General features: G+C 61.6%; 21 protein-coding genes. 11 read left to right on the top strand and 10 right to left on the bottom strand.

The features are described 5' to 3' along the window. Window positions 1–248: 248 nt before the first annotated feature. From Q1L50_RS12110 to Q1L50_RS12060, 11 genes are all read left to right on the top strand, one after another. A complete protein-coding gene (locus Q1L50_RS12110) occupies window positions 249–488 on the top strand; it encodes a transcriptional regulator (RefSeq protein ID WP_300339101.1) in 240 nt (79 codons plus the stop codon). Window positions 489–781: 293 nt separating this feature from the next. Further along, entirely contained in the window at window positions 782–1,351 is a 570-nt protein-coding gene (locus Q1L50_RS12105) for a hypothetical protein (protein WP_300339099.1), read from the top strand. Next, window positions 1,348–1,551, top strand: coding sequence for a hypothetical protein (locus Q1L50_RS12100; RefSeq protein WP_300339098.1), 204 nt, complete (start codon window positions 1,348–1,350; stop codon window positions 1,549–1,551). Before Q1L50_RS12105 ends, Q1L50_RS12100 begins: the two co-directional genes overlap by 4 nt. After that, window positions 1,551–1,763 (top strand): hypothetical protein, encoded by a 213-nt coding sequence (locus Q1L50_RS12095; RefSeq protein WP_300339096.1) that lies wholly within the window; start codon window positions 1,551–1,553, stop codon window positions 1,761–1,763. Before Q1L50_RS12100 ends, Q1L50_RS12095 begins: the two co-directional genes overlap by 1 nt. After that, entirely contained in the window at window positions 1,760–2,086 is a 327-nt protein-coding gene (locus tag Q1L50_RS12090; RefSeq protein WP_300339095.1) for a hypothetical protein, read from the top strand. The genes Q1L50_RS12095 and Q1L50_RS12090 overlap by 4 nt, the downstream gene beginning before the upstream one ends. After that, window positions 2,083–2,502 (top strand): DNA primase, encoded by a 420-nt coding sequence (locus tag Q1L50_RS12085; RefSeq protein ID WP_300339093.1) that lies wholly within the window; start codon window positions 2,083–2,085, stop codon window positions 2,500–2,502. Before Q1L50_RS12090 ends, Q1L50_RS12085 begins: the two co-directional genes overlap by 4 nt. Next, window positions 2,499–4,157 (top strand): hypothetical protein, encoded by a 1,659-nt coding sequence (locus Q1L50_RS12080; RefSeq protein ID WP_300339090.1) that lies wholly within the window; start codon window positions 2,499–2,501, stop codon window positions 4,155–4,157. Before Q1L50_RS12085 ends, Q1L50_RS12080 begins: the two co-directional genes overlap by 4 nt. Window positions 4,158–4,517: 360 nt before the next feature. After that, the gene (locus Q1L50_RS12075) at window positions 4,518–5,063 is read left to right on the top strand and encodes a transposase (protein ID WP_300339088.1); all 546 of its coding nucleotides are present in this window, start codon (window positions 4,518–4,520) and stop codon (window positions 5,061–5,063) included. Window positions 5,064–5,186: 123 nt separating this feature from the next. After that, entirely contained in the window at window positions 5,187–5,720 is a 534-nt protein-coding gene (locus Q1L50_RS12070; protein ID WP_300339085.1) for a hypothetical protein, read from the top strand. After that, window positions 5,720–6,340, top strand: coding sequence for a JAB domain-containing protein (locus tag Q1L50_RS12065; protein WP_300339083.1), 621 nt, complete (start codon window positions 5,720–5,722; stop codon window positions 6,338–6,340). The genes Q1L50_RS12070 and Q1L50_RS12065 overlap by 1 nt, the downstream gene beginning before the upstream one ends. A 1,000-nt stretch (window positions 6,341–7,340) precedes the next feature. Further along, window positions 7,341–7,631 (top strand): DUF3579 domain-containing protein, encoded by a 291-nt coding sequence (locus Q1L50_RS12060; protein WP_300339080.1) that lies wholly within the window; start codon window positions 7,341–7,343, stop codon window positions 7,629–7,631. Between the two features lie 196 nt (window positions 7,632–7,827). On the opposite strand, the gene murA is transcribed toward Q1L50_RS12060, so the two are convergent. The 10 genes from murA to Q1L50_RS12010 all read right to left on the bottom strand — a co-directional run bounded on the left by murA (window position 7,828) and on the right by Q1L50_RS12010 (window position 14,830). Further along, complete coding sequence (murA, locus tag Q1L50_RS12055) at window positions 7,828–9,090, bottom strand: UDP-N-acetylglucosamine 1-carboxyvinyltransferase (protein ID WP_300339077.1); 1,263 nt, start codon at window positions 9,088–9,090, stop codon at window positions 7,828–7,830. Further along, on the bottom strand, window positions 9,083–9,328 hold the full coding sequence (locus tag Q1L50_RS12050) for a BolA family protein (RefSeq protein WP_300339075.1): 246 nt from the start codon (window positions 9,326–9,328) through the stop codon (window positions 9,083–9,085). The genes murA and Q1L50_RS12050 overlap by 8 nt, the downstream gene beginning before the upstream one ends. Before the next feature lie 3 nt (window positions 9,329–9,331). Continuing rightward, entirely contained in the window at window positions 9,332–10,084 is a 753-nt protein-coding gene (locus tag Q1L50_RS12045) for an ABC transporter permease (RefSeq protein WP_300339073.1), read from the bottom strand. After that, the gene (locus Q1L50_RS12040) at window positions 10,081–11,007 is read right to left on the bottom strand and encodes an ABC transporter ATP-binding protein (RefSeq protein WP_300339071.1); all 927 of its coding nucleotides are present in this window, start codon (window positions 11,005–11,007) and stop codon (window positions 10,081–10,083) included. Before Q1L50_RS12040 ends, Q1L50_RS12045 begins: the two co-directional genes overlap by 4 nt. Before the next feature lie 35 nt (window positions 11,008–11,042). Further along, the gene (locus Q1L50_RS12035) at window positions 11,043–11,333 is read right to left on the bottom strand and encodes an STAS domain-containing protein (protein ID WP_300339069.1); all 291 of its coding nucleotides are present in this window, start codon (window positions 11,331–11,333) and stop codon (window positions 11,043–11,045) included. After that, window positions 11,330–11,935 (bottom strand): phospholipid-binding protein MlaC, encoded by a 606-nt coding sequence (locus Q1L50_RS12030; protein WP_300339067.1) that lies wholly within the window; start codon window positions 11,933–11,935, stop codon window positions 11,330–11,332. The genes Q1L50_RS12035 and Q1L50_RS12030 overlap by 4 nt, the downstream gene beginning before the upstream one ends. A gap of 72 nt (window positions 11,936–12,007) precedes the next feature. Beyond that, entirely contained in the window at window positions 12,008–12,700 is a 693-nt protein-coding gene (locus Q1L50_RS12025; protein WP_300339105.1) for a VacJ family lipoprotein, read from the bottom strand. A gap of 42 nt (window positions 12,701–12,742) precedes the next feature. Next, on the bottom strand, window positions 12,743–13,210 hold the full coding sequence (mlaD, locus tag Q1L50_RS12020; RefSeq protein ID WP_300339064.1) for an outer membrane lipid asymmetry maintenance protein MlaD: 468 nt from the start codon (window positions 13,208–13,210) through the stop codon (window positions 12,743–12,745). Continuing rightward, window positions 13,210–14,025, bottom strand: a complete 816-nt coding sequence (gene mlaE / locus Q1L50_RS12015) for a lipid asymmetry maintenance ABC transporter permease subunit MlaE (protein ID WP_300339062.1) — start codon at window positions 14,023–14,025, stop codon at window positions 13,210–13,212. The genes mlaD and mlaE overlap by 1 nt, the downstream gene beginning before the upstream one ends. Next, on the bottom strand, window positions 14,012–14,830 hold the full coding sequence (locus Q1L50_RS12010; protein WP_300339059.1) for an ABC transporter ATP-binding protein: 819 nt from the start codon (window positions 14,828–14,830) through the stop codon (window positions 14,012–14,014). Before Q1L50_RS12010 ends, mlaE begins: the two co-directional genes overlap by 14 nt. Between the last annotated feature and the right edge of the window lie 16 nt (window positions 14,831–14,846).

The raw sequence follows: 14,846 nt of genomic DNA, 5'->3' as shown, positions 1-14,846 counted from the left end.
CCGTGGCCAAGGATGCCATGCAAGCTGTCGAGTCCAGGCTGGAACGAAACCCACTTCTACCCAAGTGGGACATCTTGATCCGACCGGCCTGTGCGGTATGAATATTCGTAGAGATCACCTAACGTCTAGCGGCTACACGTCATACGGCAAGGGGCTACGCGGTACCTATCACAGTTTCAGATCGCAGAAAATCAAGCCATGAGTTCCCGCACCACCCGGTGCGGGACCGTTCCAATCAAGGAAAACTCGTGGCTAAACACACCATACCGCTGGCTCTGGCTGAGTTCGATTCGCTTCCCGACTCTGCGTTGATCGATGTTCGCGTCTACGCCCGGCTGTTGAGCTGCTCGCCGAACACGATTTGGCGACGGGCGAACGCCAAGATCCTGCCCGCGCCGATCCGCATTTCTCCGCAGCAGACCCGCTGGCGAGTGGGCGACGTGCGTCAGGCGTTGAGCATGCTGTCGATTGGTGGCGTGGTTTCTTGATGGGCAGCGTTCACACCCCTTCCCGTTATTTCTTGACATCGTCGACCCGGCGGGCGCATCATCTGCTTGTCGCTGCACATCAGCGATACGGGTTTGGAAGCCCGGGGCTTGGCGGACAACCGCCAAAAGTGCGGTATTTTTTTGTCCGTCGCATGGCACCCAAGTTTTGGGCGGCCGTGTGGGGCATCGTAAGATGCGCCGGTCCAAGCCCGGTCTTCCAACCCGCACGGTCCGCCCTCCCCATTTGGAAGTGGGGAAGGCGGAAAACATCACCGCTTGCTTGGAGTCCTGCCATGACCAATACCCCCGGCGCCGATCCGCGCCAATCCCGCACGCTTCAAACACTCGACCGCTTCAGCCCTGACGGAATCACCGCCCTGGCCGCGGCTGCCCTGCTGCTGCTCGACGCCATCAACAATGCGGAGCTGATCGTCAACGACCAGACGGCCCCCGCGCTGGCCAACCGAACGCACGCGCTGGTGGAAGCGCTCTACCGGCTTCAAGACTGCCTACACGGCAGCGATACCGGTCTGCCAGAGGCCCTTTTCGCCATGCTCCGTGCCGTGGAAGATGTGGCGGTCGATTCCGATGGCCAGACAGACGAAGTAGCTCTCTCTTCCCCTGCGGTGCGGCAGACAGTGGCTTTCGGTGTCCCAGTCGAGTTGCCTGCTGACGAGGCGCTGGAGATGGCCGCGATGTTCTTGGAGGTCGCCATCGTGACCGCAGTAGAGACCGCCGGCGCGGTTCCTGAGCGGCAAGTGAGAACGGCAAAGGCTTTCGTTGACCAGGCGATTCGGGACATCGCCCGGACGAGCGCAGCAAGGCTCGCCATGTCATGCCCAGCGAAAGGCGGTGTTCAATGAACCCGCTGCGGATAAACGACACGCCCGGACCGGACACGCGCCAAGCCGTGCGCGATGTGCTGTACTTCATGACCGACGCATTCTATGCGATAGCGTCGGCAGACAGTGTCACAGCCAGTGAAAGCGCCACCTTGGGCGCCGGGCACATCCTGGCGATGTGCGCCGACGCCCTTCGCGAAGCTGACGAGGGGAACGGGTGATGGCTGACCAACAAATCCGTACTCCTGATGAGTGGCGCTCGGCCCTAAATGATGCGGCCGCGTGCTTGAAACTGGCGCGCAAGATCGTCTATTCGTCCGCTCCCAGCGATGACTATGCCGTCGACGAGGAAGGCTTGGTGCCGGCGCTGGCTATCGTGATTGCCCTGCGTCTGCCGGCGGCAAAGGTGGCTGCTGACGGTGGTGAACCATGAAGCTACTGCACAACCTGATTGAGCTTCCCGCCGGGAAGACTCTTGCCGATGTCCTGCCTGTGTTCAAGGACATCGAGAACGAGGTCCACGTCGTCACGCCGCAACCCGTCTGTGCTGGCTGCCGCAAGCCGTTCACGGCGGTGCGCAAGCGGCGCAAGGCTTTTCGCCTGTATCCGTTCGGTATCTGTCGGTCGTGGCCCGTAGCGTTCGCCCATTCGCTTTGCGGCCGGTGCTGGAGTTTGTATCAGGCCGGCGGCGTCCGTAAAGAGGCGCTCCTGGCGTCGATCGATGCATTCGACGATGGTCAAGAGGTGATGCAATGACACCCGCCGAGAATTTCCTATCTCGTGTCGAGGGTGTGCGCCAGACCGCACCGGGGCGCTGGGTCTTCCGAGTACCAACCCGAAAGGACAAGCGCGCGTCAGGTAGTGCTCGTGAACTTGACGATGGCCGCTTGCTCATTCACGACTTTGCAGGCGACTCCGCTGCTGACATTCTGGCCGCTGTGGGTCTCGAAATGGCCGACCTCTACCCTGAGCAACTGGCCCAGCACACCAAGAGCGAGCGGCGGCCCTTCCTGGCCACTGATGCCTTACGGTGCGTTTCCTTCGAGGCACTGATATGCGCAGCGGCGGCAAAGACCATGGCTGATGGCAAGCTGTTGTCTTCGGTGGACCGGGATCGCCTCCTCGTGGCTGCCGAAAGATTGACCAGTGCTGCGGCGGTGGCCGGTGTATGACCAACGTCACCAACCTGGAACAGGCCGCCGAGAAGCTCGCCAAGGCAAGCAGACGACGCGTGCCCGCGAAGCCGTCGACTGGCACTTACGATTCCAGCGGCCGGCGGGTGATTCGTCACGATCCTGGCCGCCTGCCGCAGATCCTGGACGAGCTGGGTGAAGCCTTGAAGGAATATGGCGAAAACCTGTTCGTGTTCGCTGGTCGCCCGGTACGCGTCTATCCGGCGCCAGAATCGCCCGGCAAGGGCATAACCCGTGCGCGTGGCGCGCTGATTCTGCATTCTGTTGATGGCGCCCACCTGGCCGAATTGGCCGGCCGTGCAGCGCTGCACGAACGCTATGACGCGAGGTCGGAAGCATACAAGAGCTGCGATTGTCCTCGGCGTGTTTCCGATGCGTACCTGTCGCGTGGCTATTGGCCAGAGCTTCGCCAGCTCACCGGGTTCGTCGAGGCGCCGATCGTAACCCTCAACGGACGACTACTTGATGCACCTGGATACGACGCCGACACCGGCCTGTTCCTGGCCTTTGAAAAGATTCCCGGCTACACCGCGCCGGCTTCAAAGCCGGGCATGGACGAGGCCAGTAGCGCGGCCGGCAGGCTGATTGAAGCGGTTTCTGAGTTCCCGTTTGTCGACGACACGGACCGTAGCGCGTTCCTGGCCGGCGTGATGACCGGCCTGCTCCGGCGGGTGTTGTCGGCGGCTCCCATGATGGCGGTTACTGCGCCCTCTCCGGGAACAGGCAAGACGCTGATTGCCGAAACCTTTGCAATCATTGCCAGCGGACGACGGGCAAGCGTGCTCTCTTTGGGGCATGACGACGCCGAAACAGAGAAGAGGCTTGCCGGTGTGCTGTTGGCTGGTGATGCGTGCATCGCCCTGGATAACATCGAACGACCGCTGAAAGGTGAGCTGCTCTGCCAAGTCGCCAGTCAGGAATTCGTTCGTCTACGCCCGTTGGGTGCCAGTGGGATGGTGAGCATACCGACACACGCACTTCTCGTAGCCACAGGCAATAACCTGGCCATCGTCGGCGACCTCAAACGCCGCGTTTCCCTGATTCGCCTGGATGCCTGCCAAGAGCGACCAGAGCAACGAGCATTCAAGCGGGACCACCTCAATGATGTATTCGCGCAGCGCGGCGCGTTCATCCGCGATGCGCTGACAATCTGCCTCGCCTACATCGGCGCCGGTTTTCCAGCCGTCGACGGGCTTTACCCTTTAGGAGGTTTCGAGCATTGGGACAGGCTCGTCCGCCGGCCGCTGGTTTGGTTGGGGCTACCCGATCCGCTCAAGGCTTCCGAGGCGCTGCGCGACCAGGACCCCGACCTTGAAGCCATGAGGCTGCTCTATGGATCGTGGAGCGAGGTATTCGGCAGCGAGAAAAAGACGGCCGCCGAGGTGGTCTCGGCCGGCATGGAAGCGGCGCCGATGACTTCTGAGTATGTCCATGCCGACCTGCGCGAAGCGCTACAACTGGTTTGCAGCGAGAAGCCGAACGCCAGACGGCTTGGCTTCTGGCTCAGATCGCACCGAGACCGCATTGTCGATGGCTCGACCTTGAGACAGGCTGGCTTAGACGGCCACGCCAAGGTGGCCCGATGGCACGTCATGCCTGCGGCTAACGCGGCTGATGCTTCTATCCCATTCTGACAAGATGGACCGAACAACTGCGCTACCAACCGCCTTCCACCCCTTTCCCCCTCTTGCGGGGTATGCGGGTAAAGCGGGGTATGTTTCTTACAACGTGCGAGAAGTGTCAGAGACAAAAAAAGTATACGGGGTGAAAGTTACCCCGCTATTCCCGCATTCCCCGCAGATCAGGTGCGCGTTTTCGTCGCGCAGCCTGGGTGCCAGAGCTTCGAACGCTGGTATCCATCAGAACGCGGTAGTGGCGTTCAGTCGTCGTTCACTTGTGGGTCCTCCCGAGCGTTTTCGTTCGGGGGTAATGCGCACCTCGTTTGTTTTGGTGCGGGTTGGACTCAAACATACTGAACTGAATTATTCACCAGGATGAAACCGCGTTCACTCACCGTTTCTGCGGGTGATGTCAGGGCGGACGCCGGCAGCCTGTTTACGTCAGTACGCTGGCCACGTGCCAAGACGCCAAAGCGAGCCGAGGCCCTGGCGAATCTTGAACGCCTGCTTCCCTGGGCTGACCTGGAAGCCATCGTTCGTCGTGCCTACTGCCGTGACCAACGGCGCACCGGCAGGCCGGGATACTCCGCGGCGATGCTGCTCCGTTGTCTGGTGGTCTGCTGGTTTTGGTTGCTCAGCGACGACCAGGTGGAGGCGGTGATTCTCGACAGCTACGCGACGGCCCGTTTTGTCGGCACCGACCCTTGGCAACCCCGCCCACCTTCGGCCAGCACCATCAGAGAATTCCGGAAACAGCTGGAGTTATCCGGGGTGCTCAAGGAAATCAGAGCCCGCATAGACGCCGCCGTGGCGGCGGCTGGAATCACGGTTCGCGGCGGGATGATAAGAGAACCTGTATTCAAGAGGCCATCTGTCGCCCCTCGCGCGGATCGGCCGCCGACTGGCAACGAGAACGAATGATCGGATGCCGCCTGGCTGGCCTGCCCTGCGCGCAACAGAAGAGGTACCAGGGCGCCAATTTCTTGCCGACAGAGTGCGGCGCGCACCCGGCGCTTGTCCGGGAATTTTCACAAAGGAACACACATGCAACACGCGACAAAAAGCCAAACGGCAGCTGCAGCGAGCGCAATCAACTTGATTCTTGAAGGGCTTTCCGACGCTGATGCCGGAGTTCGCCAAGCTGACGAAGAAATCCGGCGCCTGTCCGGCGCACCGGCATCGAAAGACGAGATCCTGAACACATTGCGGCTCGTGGTTGAAGAGCAAGTGCGGGCGGCTCGTCTCCCAATCTCCGACGGCTTGCTGGCAATGTCTCGCAATTCCAGTAGTGCCAATCCTATCCGGCTTCTAGAGGTAGCCAATGGGATGATTGGCCGCCTGCAGTCAGGGAAGTATCTGGAACTTGGCGCGCTGAAGTCTATTCTGCTTGCAAGCCTTGGTACTGACTTGATAATGGGGGCCATTCAGGACGCTGCCGACCTCGTGGACTGGCCGTCCGCGCTATCGGCCGCCGATCGTGTTCGGCAGATCGCCGCGGCAAATCGACACCGTGACACTTGCCTGGAAAAAGCCGACGCGCTTCGCCAGCAAGCTGACGCCGCTGGATTTGCGATCTGATGGAGGCGCTGACCGAGAGCCAAGACGCGATGATTCGCAGCGCCAAGAACATCTTGGCGGATCGGATGCGCGAACCGGGCGAGAATCTGGCATATGACGACGACCTTTTCGACTGGCTGCGGTTGCACTTGACCGACAAGGAACACGAAGTCTTCTGGTGCCTTGCGCTCGACGATCAGAACAGGCTGCTGGCTTCCGAGGCGCTCTTTTCTGGTACGTTGTCCAAGGTTGATATCCACCAACGCGAGATCTGCAAATTCCTGTTGGCGAACAATGCCAGTCGCGCAATCTTTGCCCACAACCACCCGATTCTAGGCCACAACCTACCGAGCAATGGCGATTGGCTGCAAACCAACACGCTGCGGGTTACCTTGGGGCTCTTGGAAATCGATTTGGTAGACCACCTGATTGTCTGCGGGATGAATGTCCACAGGGTTTCCGAGTTCGACCGGCCCAGAGAGACCAAGCTGGCACCAAGTAGCCCACCCCATGAGGAACGCCTGCGCATCGTCGGCCGTTTCTTGGCCTGTGCCTTGCGGCATCTGAGAGAGATCGACCCAAACGAAAGGGAGCCAACAACATTGCTTGTCACCGCTGCGTACAGGGAAGCGACCGCTTGACCATTCGCTGCAATCGGGGTCGTGGCTTTTGCAGATGACCCTGGCGAACTGGACAAGCCGCGGAGTGTCCAGACCAAAAAACCCCGGTGTCCGTGGTGGAAGCCCCAGTGAACGCTGGGGCTTTCTTATGGCCCGACAGCGCTGCCGTCATCGCCTCGTGGAAGGCTTCGCCGATCGAGAGGACGAAGACCCGCCGATCGATTCGTGATCGATGAGGGCTCGACCTGGCGCGGATCGCCCGCCAGTGACCGGGAGGCCCGCCAGCTGCCGAGTTGCCCTATCGCTGGCACCGCCATGGAACCGCCGATCGCTGGCGGCCGATCGGTATGGGCTTCGCCCGGGTGCCACCTGCTGGCGATCGCCCCCGAGCAGATCCCGACAGCGTTGCCGGCACCGCGTCGTGGAAGGCTTCGCCGATCGCCGGCCAGCGACCGCAACGCCTGGCAGCTGCCGAGTTGCCCTATCGCCTGGCACCGCCGTGGCACCGCCGATCGGTTGCGGGCGCTTCTGCAATTTTTTTGAGCTTGTCACCGCGCGGTGCCCGATACTGTCGTCGTTATCGCCTTGTGCAAGGCTGCACCTATCGACAGAACGGTGATGCCGCGGGCTGCCGATGTTCGCGCATGCCTGCCGAGCGTTGACTGACGACAACAATTATCGGTTTGTCGGTATACGTGGCGGTAGACGACGACAAAAACAATTATAAAACGTTGCAAACACTGGCACGCGTGGCACTGTTCGATCCCACTATCGCCACCACCGCGGCTTGTTCGGGCCCCCGATCTCGATGGCTTGGACTGCGGAGTGGTGGCGGTCAAGCGGAAGCAGACCGGCGGACGCGATGGCCAAAGCCGATCCACATACCCCTTTTCGCAGGTGGCACAAGACCCATCACCTAGCCGCCTTTCTGGTAGAATCCACGCGTCGGCATCAACCGTAACCGTTCAACGATATTCCTCGAGCGCAGCTTGCGGGCTCCTCGTTACGACTGCACCGAGATATGACCACTTCTCCTCATTCCTCTTTCATCATTGTCGGTTTGACCACCGCCGGCAAGAAGTTCCGCCCCAGCGATTGGGCAGAGCGGCTCTGCGGGGTGCTGTCGGCTTTTGGCGCAGAGAAGAGAATGAGGTACTCGCCCTACGTCGGACCACGGACCCACAAGGGCGAGAAGGCCGTCTTCGTCGATGGTCGTCTGTACGAAGTGGAACCGATGGCCTATCGATTCGTTCTCCACTTCGCCCAGGACAACGATCTGCAACTGATCGAAGGCGTCGCCGCGCCCGGCTGACTGTCGTCGCGAGCCGAGAGCGACGCTGACCCTCTGGTCGTCCGAGGCCCGGCGGTGGGGCCAAGCAACGATCCAGGCCGCCAAACGAGCAGGTTCACGAGCGGTCTCATCACCCGACGAACGCCGGTGCCCGCATTGGCCCCACTGCCGACCGCGACGGCCGCCAGCAAGCGCTTCGGCGCGCTGCCGTGCTGCTTCAGCGGACCCGCCTGACGCGTGCGCCGAGTTGACCGAGCTTCTCCTCGATTCCTTCGTAGCCCCGGTCGAGATGATAGATCCGCTCGATGACTGTCTCGCCCTGCGCCACCAGGCCGGCAATGACCAGGCTCGCGGAGGCGCGCAGGTCGGTGGCCATCACCGTCGCGCCGTCGAGATGGTCGACGCCGGTGACCATCGCGTTGCTGGCGTCGATCCTGATGTCGGCGCCAAGACGGATCAGTTCGACGGCGTGCATGAAGCGATTTTCAAAGATCGTCTCGCGAATCACGGCCGATCCTTCGGCAACACAGTTGATGGCCATGAACTGCGCCTGCATGTCGGTCGGGAAGGCCGGGTAGGGCGAGGTACGGATGCTCACCGCCCTGAGCCGCGGCGGCGCCTGCAGGGTGATCGCGGTGCGCTCGGTGAGCAGCTCGCAGCCGGCGTCGAACAGCTTGTCGACCACTGCGTCAAGATACGCCGCCGAGGTGTTGGTCAGCCGGACCCGGCCGCCGGTCGCCGCGGCAGCGCACAGATAGGTGCCGGTCTCGATGCGGTCGGCCATGATCGCATGCGTCGCTCCGTGCAGGCGTTCGACCCCCTGGATGCGGATTCGGTCGGTGCCGGCGCCGGCAATCTGCGCGCCCATCGATACCAAGCAGGCGGCGAGGTCGACGACCTCGGGTTCGCGCGCCGCGTTTTCGATGATCGTTTCGCCTCTGGCCAGGACGGCAGCCATCATCAGGTTTTCGGTACCGGTCACGGTGACCATGTCGGTAACGATGCGCGCGCCCTCCAGTCCGCGTTTTCCCGGCGCCCGGGCATGGATGTAGCCGTGCTCGACATGGACCTCGGCGCCCATCGCCTGCAGGCCCCTGATGTGCTGTTCGACTGGCCGGGCTCCGATCGCGCAGCCGCCCGGCAGCGATACCCGTGCCTCGCCGTGACGCGCCAGCAGCGGGCCGAGGACCAGAATCGCCGCGCGCATGGTCTTGACCATGTCGTACGGGGCGAGTGGGTTGTCGAGTCCATGGCTATTCAATACCAGCCCCTCGCGGCCCTCGTCGGCGACCCGGACGCCCATCTGTTCGAGCAGGCGCAGCATGGTCGAGATGTCCTTCAACCGTGGCACGTTGGTCAGATGAAGAGCGTCCGACGACAGCAGGCTGGCGCAGAGGATCGGCAGCGCGGCGTTCTTTGCTCCGGAAATCGCTATTTCACCGGACAGCGGCGTACCGCCCTGGATCAGCAGTTTATCCACGCGTCGCACCCCATTCGTCAGGGGTCTGAGTCTTCATCGACAGCGCGTGCAGTTCGCCGCTGTTGAACAGGGCGCGCAGCACCTCGTTCACCCGTTGCTGCCGTTGCACGCGGGTCTTGCCGACGAACTCCTTGCTGACGATCAGGGCCTCGAAATGTTGTCCATCCCCGGCTACCTGCAGGTGCTCGCAGGGCATCCCGTCGGCGATGATCTTACGGATTTGTTCAGGCTGCATCATGACTCAGGACCTCAGTTTGTAACCGCTCCGGAGTAGCGCCAGCGTCGCCGCCGAGACCACCAGGAAGCTGGCGACGACGACCGCCAGACTGATCTCCGGCGTCACGTCGGAGACGCCGAAGAAGCCGAAGCGAAAGCCGTCGATCATATAGAACACGGGATTGAAGCGCGACACCAGTTGCCAGAATTCGGGTAGCGAGTGAATCGAGTAGAAGACGCCCGAGAGCATCGTCAGCGGCATGATCAGGAAATTCTGAAAACCCGCCAGTTGGTCGAACTTGTCGGCCCAGATGCCGGCAATCATTCCCAGCGTACCCATGATCCCGCCGCCCAGGGTGATGAACAGCAGAATCCACAGCGGTGCGACAAAAGTGAGCGGCGCGAACCAAAGCGTCACCGCCAGGATGCCGACGCCGACCATCAGTCCGCGCAACATCGCCGCAACGACATAAGCCAGAAAAAACTCGACGTAGGAGATCGGCGGCAGCAGGACAAAGACGAGGCTACCGGTTACCTTGGACTGGATCAGGCTCGACGAGCTGTTGGCGAAGGCGTTCTGCAGCGCCGACATGATCACCAGACCCGGAATCAGAAAGGCTCCGTACGGCACTCCGTGCACCTGTACGCGCGCCTCGAGCACGTGCGAGAAGATCATCAGGTAGAGCAGCGCGGTCAGTACCGGCGCCGCGACGGTCTGAAAGCTCACCTTCCAGAAACGCAGCAGCTCCTTGTAGAGCAGCGTTCGGAAGCCGGTCATCCGCGCGCCTCTTGCGGCGCGCTGCCGCTGCTTTGCATGACGGCGAGAAAGACGTCCTCGAGGTCGGTTTGTGTCAGACGCAGGTCGTCGATGACGCAGTTGCCCTGGCGCAGCGTGGCCAGCAAAGGTTCGATCTCGTCGAGACCGGCGAGATGAAAGGTCCAGGTCCCCTCGCTCTCCGTCGCCCGCGTGCGCAGCGCCGACGGCAGCGCTTGTGGACCCGCCAGCCGCAGATGCAGGGTCTGCCCGGCGACGCGTGCCAACAGATTGCGGGTGGTATCGAGGGCCACCACCTGTCCCTGTTTGAGCATCGCGATCCGCCCGCACAAGGCTTCCGCCTCTTCGAGGTAATGCGTGGTCAGGATGACCGTATGTCCGTCCTGGTTGAGACGGCGGACGAATTGCCACAGGCCCTGGCGCAGTTCGACGTCGACCCCGGCGGTGGGCTCGTCGAGAACGATCACCGGCGGCCTGTGGACCAGGGCCTGGGCGACGAGTACGCGTCGCTTCATGCCGCCGGAAAGGCGCCGCATGTTGATGTCGGCCTTGGCCGTCAGGTCGAGGTTGGCGAGGATCTCGTCGATCCAGTCGTCGTTGTGGCGGATTCCGAAGTAGCCCGACTGAATCCGCAAGGTCTCGCGGACCGAGAAGAAGGGGTCAAAAACCAGCTCCTGCGGCACCACGCCAAGGCGACGCCGTGCTTCACGGTAGTTGGCTACCACGTCGTGCCCGAGCACGCTTAGCGTGCCGGCGTCTGGTCTGACCAGACCGGCCAGGCACGAAATAAGCGTCGTCTTGCCGGCCCCGTTGGGGCCTAGCAGACCGAAAAACTCGCCTTCTGCAATCCGCAGCGAAACGCCGGCCAGCGCGCGTAGCGAGCCAAAGCGCTTTTCGACCTGTTCAATGGCAACGGCGACGCCCATGGCATCAATCCCGGCGATGATGCCGCTCCGTCAGATCAGGCGAGCGGCAGCAGCTCGGATACGCCGTACAGCGCGGCCAGGCTGATCATGCTGGCCGGGGGGTGGCTTATGCGCAGGCTGGCACCGCGCTCCAGGGCGTCGCGCTGCCAGGCAAAAACAACGCTCAGAGCCGACGAGTCAACCTCGCTGACGCCCGTCAGATCGACCACCGCCTGGGCTTGTGCGGCGGAACGCAGGACGCGGCGCCCCGCGTCGAGCAGGGTATGGGCGTTGGCGATGATCATTGGCGCAGTGACGCGCAATCCGTCCCCGGTTTGCTCGATCATTTCTCGAGCTGTTTGTTGCGGTCGCCGAGCATCTGGATCAGACCATCGATTCCCTTGTCGCGGACCTCCTGGGAAAAAGAGCTCCGATAATTGGTCACCAGGCTGACGCCAGCGACGATCACGTCGTACACTTTCCATCCGTCAGCGTGCTTTTCGAGCGCGTAATTAAGCTGAACCGGTTTGCTGCCGGGCTGCACGACTTCGGTCTTGACCACCACATCGGTGTCGCCGGGCTCCATCTTGCTTGGTTTGTACGAGATGGTCTGGTCCTTGTACGAGGTCAGCGCATTCGAATAGGTGCGTACCAGCAGCTTCTTGAACTCTTCCGTCAGGCGTTTCTTCTGCTCGGGAGTCGCCTTGCCCCAGTTGCGGCCGACGGCCAGCGCGGTCATCCGCTGGAAGTCGAAATACGGCAGCACCTTGGTGTCGACCAGTGCGATTGCCTTCCTGGTGTCGCCGCTCTGGATGTCCTTGTCCTGGCGGACAATGGTCAGCACGTCGTCGGTGACCTGGCGGACCAGGGCATCGGCTGAACGCTCTTCGGCAACGGCGGAGCCGCACAGCAACAACAGACCGAACAACAACGACAATAACGATTTCATCAGCATTTTTCTTCCGTGAAATTATGGGTATCTGGTTGACGCGGCAGCGGCGGTGCCAGCGTCGGCGCATGCCTAGTAGTCGACGGGAATGCGCGGCGGATCGCCGTCGAAAATCTCGTTCCGGCGGTGCTGCAGGTAGGCGTCCCTGATGTAGGTGTACTTGTCGAAAGCAGCCTCTTCGATCACCTTGTCGGCTGGCAGGACGCTGGCTCGCAGGTCGACGTAGCGGACCGCGACCAGGCTGTTGCGTAGCGGGATGTTGTCCACGCGCCAGACCGGATCGTAATAGGTGTCCACCATCCAGCCAAAGGTGTCGCGGGTCGTCCGCGGTCCGATCAGCGGCCAGTAGAAGTAGGGGCCATCGCCGACTCCCCATTTCCCGAGCGTTTGTCCGAACTCCTCGGAATGTTTGGTCAGCCCCATTTCGCCGGCCACGTCAAAGACGCCGCCGATGCCAACGGTGCTGTTGATCAACACCCGTCCGACGTCCGAGAGGGCGTCGCCGCCCTTGCCCTGCAGCAGGTTGTTAAGTGCCGTCCAGGTATCCCAGATGTTGCCGAAGAAATTGCCGACAGCGACTTTGACCGGCAGGGGAGTAACTGCGTCGTAGCCCTGCGCCACCGGCTTGACAGCAACCTTGTCGAGGCCTTCGTTGACGGCAAACATGGCACGGTTGAAGCCCTCGAAGGGATCCTGCGGATTGTTCTCGGTCGTCGCGCAGCCGCTGGCGGCGAGTATCGCGGCGGTACAGACCGAGCACGACAGCTGCCTTGAGAGGTTTGGTTTCACTGATTTCCTTCCCTTCGCTTATTCGCTCTGACCTTCGGAGGCCTTGTTGAACATGAACTGACTGATCAGGCTTTCCAGTACCACCGCTGACTGCGTCTTGGCGATTACGTCATTGGCGCTCAGCATCTTTTCGTCGCCGCCCGGATCAAGCCCGACGTACTGCTCACCCAGCAAACCGGCAGTAAGAATCAGTGCGAAGGTATCTTTCGGGAACCGGTAACGCTGGTCAATGCTGAAGGTCACCACCGCTTCATACTCCTTGGGGTCGAAATGGATATCGACCACGCGTCCAACGACCACGCCGGCGCTCTTCACCGGCGCCCTGACTTTCAGGCCGCCGATGTTAGCAAACTTGGCGCTGAGCTGGTACGTTTCGGCGAAGTTGCCGGCTGACAGGTTGCCAACCTTCAGCGCCAGGAACAGTATTCCAGCCAGCCCCAGGGCAACAAAAATTCCGACCCACAGGTCGAGCAACTTGCGACTCATCAAGCCTCCCGGAACATGAACGAGGTTAATACAAAGTCAAGCGCCAGGATCGCCAGCGCCGACTGGACGACGGTGCTCTTGATCGAGCTCGAAACGCCTTCCGCGGTGGGGACCGCATCGTAGCCCTCGAAAACGGCAATCAGCGAAACGGCGACGCCGAATACGAAGCTCTTGACGATGCCGCTCCAGATGTCATAGCGGAAGTCGACCGATGCCTGCATCTGCGACCAGAAAGCGCCTTCGTCGACGCCAATGAAGACCACTCCGATCAGGTAGCCGCCAAAGACGCCCGCTACCGAAAACAGCGCTGCCAGCAAGGGCATCGAGATCACGCCGCCCCAGAAGCGCGGCGCCACTACCCGCGCGATCGGGTTGACCGCCATCATGTCCATCGCGGTGAGTTGTTCGGTGGCCTTCATCAGCCCGATTTCGGCGGTGATCGACGAGCCGGCGCGCGAAGCGAAGAGTAGGGCAGCGACCACCGGACCAAGTTCCCTGACCAGCGACAGCGCGACCAGGACGCCGAGCGCCTCGGCGGAGCCGTAGCGCTGCAGGGTTTCGTAACCCTGCATGCCGAGCACCATGCCGATGAACAGCCCGGAAACCATGATGATCAGCAAGGACTGAAAACCCGAAAAATAGAGTTCCCGAATCGTCAGGTGCAGCCGCCGGAACGACTGTCCCGACCACATCAGGAGCATGACGAAGAAACGCGCGGCGAATCCCAGCCGCTGCAGCGCGTCGTTGACCCGGTGTCCCAGGCTGGCGACGGCCACCACCGCCGAACTGCGACGATCCTCTCTAGGATTGCTCATGCGCGTCTTTCCCAAGCAGTTCCTGGGCCAGCGGCTCTGCAGGATAGTGGAAGGGAACCGGTCCGTCCGCCTCGGCGAAGACAAACTGGTGGACAAAAGGATGCTTCGAGGCCCGGATCTCGTCGGGCGTGCCAAGGGCTACGACCTTGCCGTCCGACATGAAATAGATGTAATCGACGATCTGCAAGGATTCCTGAATGTCGTGGGTAACCATGATCGACGTCGCGCCGAGCGCGTCATTCAGTTTGCGGATCAATTGTCCGATCACCCCCAGCGAGATCGGGTCGAGACCGGCGAAAGGCTCATCATACATGATCAGCATCGGGTCCAGTGAGATGGCCCGGGCCAGTGCTACCCGTCTGGCCATGCCGCCCGAAAGTTCGGCGGGCATCAGCTGGTACGCCCCACGCAGACCAACAGCATTGAGCTTCATCAGCACCATGTCGCGAATCAATTCTTCCGGCAGCCTGGTGTGCTCGCGCATCTGGTAGGCGACATTGTCAAACACCGATATATCGGTGAACAAGGCGCCGAACTGGAACAGCATGCCCATCCTTCGGCGCAGCGCATAGAGCTCGTCATTACGCAGGCGCGGCACCGCCAGGCCGTCGACCAGCACCTCGCCGCGACTCGGTTTGAGCTGGCCACCGATCAGTCGCAGCAGCGTGGTCTTGCCACAACCCGAGCCGCCCATGATGGCGACGACTTTGCCGCGGGGAATGTCCATGCTGATGCCCTTGAGGATCGGTCGATCGTCGTAGGCAAAATCAAGATCCTTGATCTCGACAAGATTATCGGCAGACACTACAACATCCCAAGCA

The organism is Accumulibacter sp., from assembly GCF_029255145.1.
Lineage (GTDB): Bacteria > Pseudomonadota > Gammaproteobacteria > Burkholderiales > Rhodocyclaceae > Accumulibacter.
This window is presented reverse-complemented; position numbering and strand designations above follow the sequence as displayed.

Bases quoted from the DNA above. Each gene is read 5' to 3' on its own strand.
- Q1L50_RS12045 (WP_300339073.1), bottom strand. From the start codon at position 10,084: ATGACCGGCTTCCGAACGCTGCTCTACAAGGAGCTGCTGCGTTTCTGG.
- mlaE (WP_300339062.1), bottom strand. From the start codon at position 14,025: ATGAGCAATCCTAGAGAGGATCGTCGCAGTTCGGCGGTGGTGGCCGTC.
- Q1L50_RS12100 (WP_300339098.1), top strand. From the start codon at position 1,348: ATGAACCCGCTGCGGATAAACGACACGCCCGGACCGGACACGCGCCAA.
- Q1L50_RS12060 (WP_300339080.1), top strand. From the start codon at position 7,341: ATGACCACTTCTCCTCATTCCTCTTTCATCATTGTCGGTTTGACCACC.
- Q1L50_RS12040 (WP_300339071.1), bottom strand. From the start codon at position 11,007: ATGGGCGTCGCCGTTGCCATTGAACAGGTCGAAAAGCGCTTTGGCTCG.
- Q1L50_RS12070 (WP_300339085.1), top strand. From the start codon at position 5,187: ATGCAACACGCGACAAAAAGCCAAACGGCAGCTGCAGCGAGCGCAATC.
- mlaD (WP_300339064.1), bottom strand. From the start codon at position 13,210: ATGAGTCGCAAGTTGCTCGACCTGTGGGTCGGAATTTTTGTTGCCCTG.
- Q1L50_RS12090 (WP_300339095.1), top strand. From the start codon at position 1,760: ATGAAGCTACTGCACAACCTGATTGAGCTTCCCGCCGGGAAGACTCTT.
- Q1L50_RS12050 (WP_300339075.1), bottom strand. From the start codon at position 9,328: ATGATGCAGCCTGAACAAATCCGTAAGATCATCGCCGACGGGATGCCC.
- Q1L50_RS12080 (WP_300339090.1), top strand. From the start codon at position 2,499: ATGACCAACGTCACCAACCTGGAACAGGCCGCCGAGAAGCTCGCCAAG.
- Q1L50_RS12105 (WP_300339099.1), top strand. From the start codon at position 782: ATGACCAATACCCCCGGCGCCGATCCGCGCCAATCCCGCACGCTTCAA.
- Q1L50_RS12095 (WP_300339096.1), top strand. From the start codon at position 1,551: ATGGCTGACCAACAAATCCGTACTCCTGATGAGTGGCGCTCGGCCCTA.
- Q1L50_RS12035 (WP_300339069.1), bottom strand. From the start codon at position 11,333: ATGATCGAGCAAACCGGGGACGGATTGCGCGTCACTGCGCCAATGATC.
- Q1L50_RS12065 (WP_300339083.1), top strand. From the start codon at position 5,720: ATGGAGGCGCTGACCGAGAGCCAAGACGCGATGATTCGCAGCGCCAAG.
- Q1L50_RS12075 (WP_300339088.1), top strand. From the start codon at position 4,518: ATGAAACCGCGTTCACTCACCGTTTCTGCGGGTGATGTCAGGGCGGAC.
- Q1L50_RS12085 (WP_300339093.1), top strand. From the start codon at position 2,083: ATGACACCCGCCGAGAATTTCCTATCTCGTGTCGAGGGTGTGCGCCAG.
- Q1L50_RS12030 (WP_300339067.1), bottom strand. From the start codon at position 11,935: ATGAAATCGTTATTGTCGTTGTTGTTCGGTCTGTTGTTGCTGTGCGGC.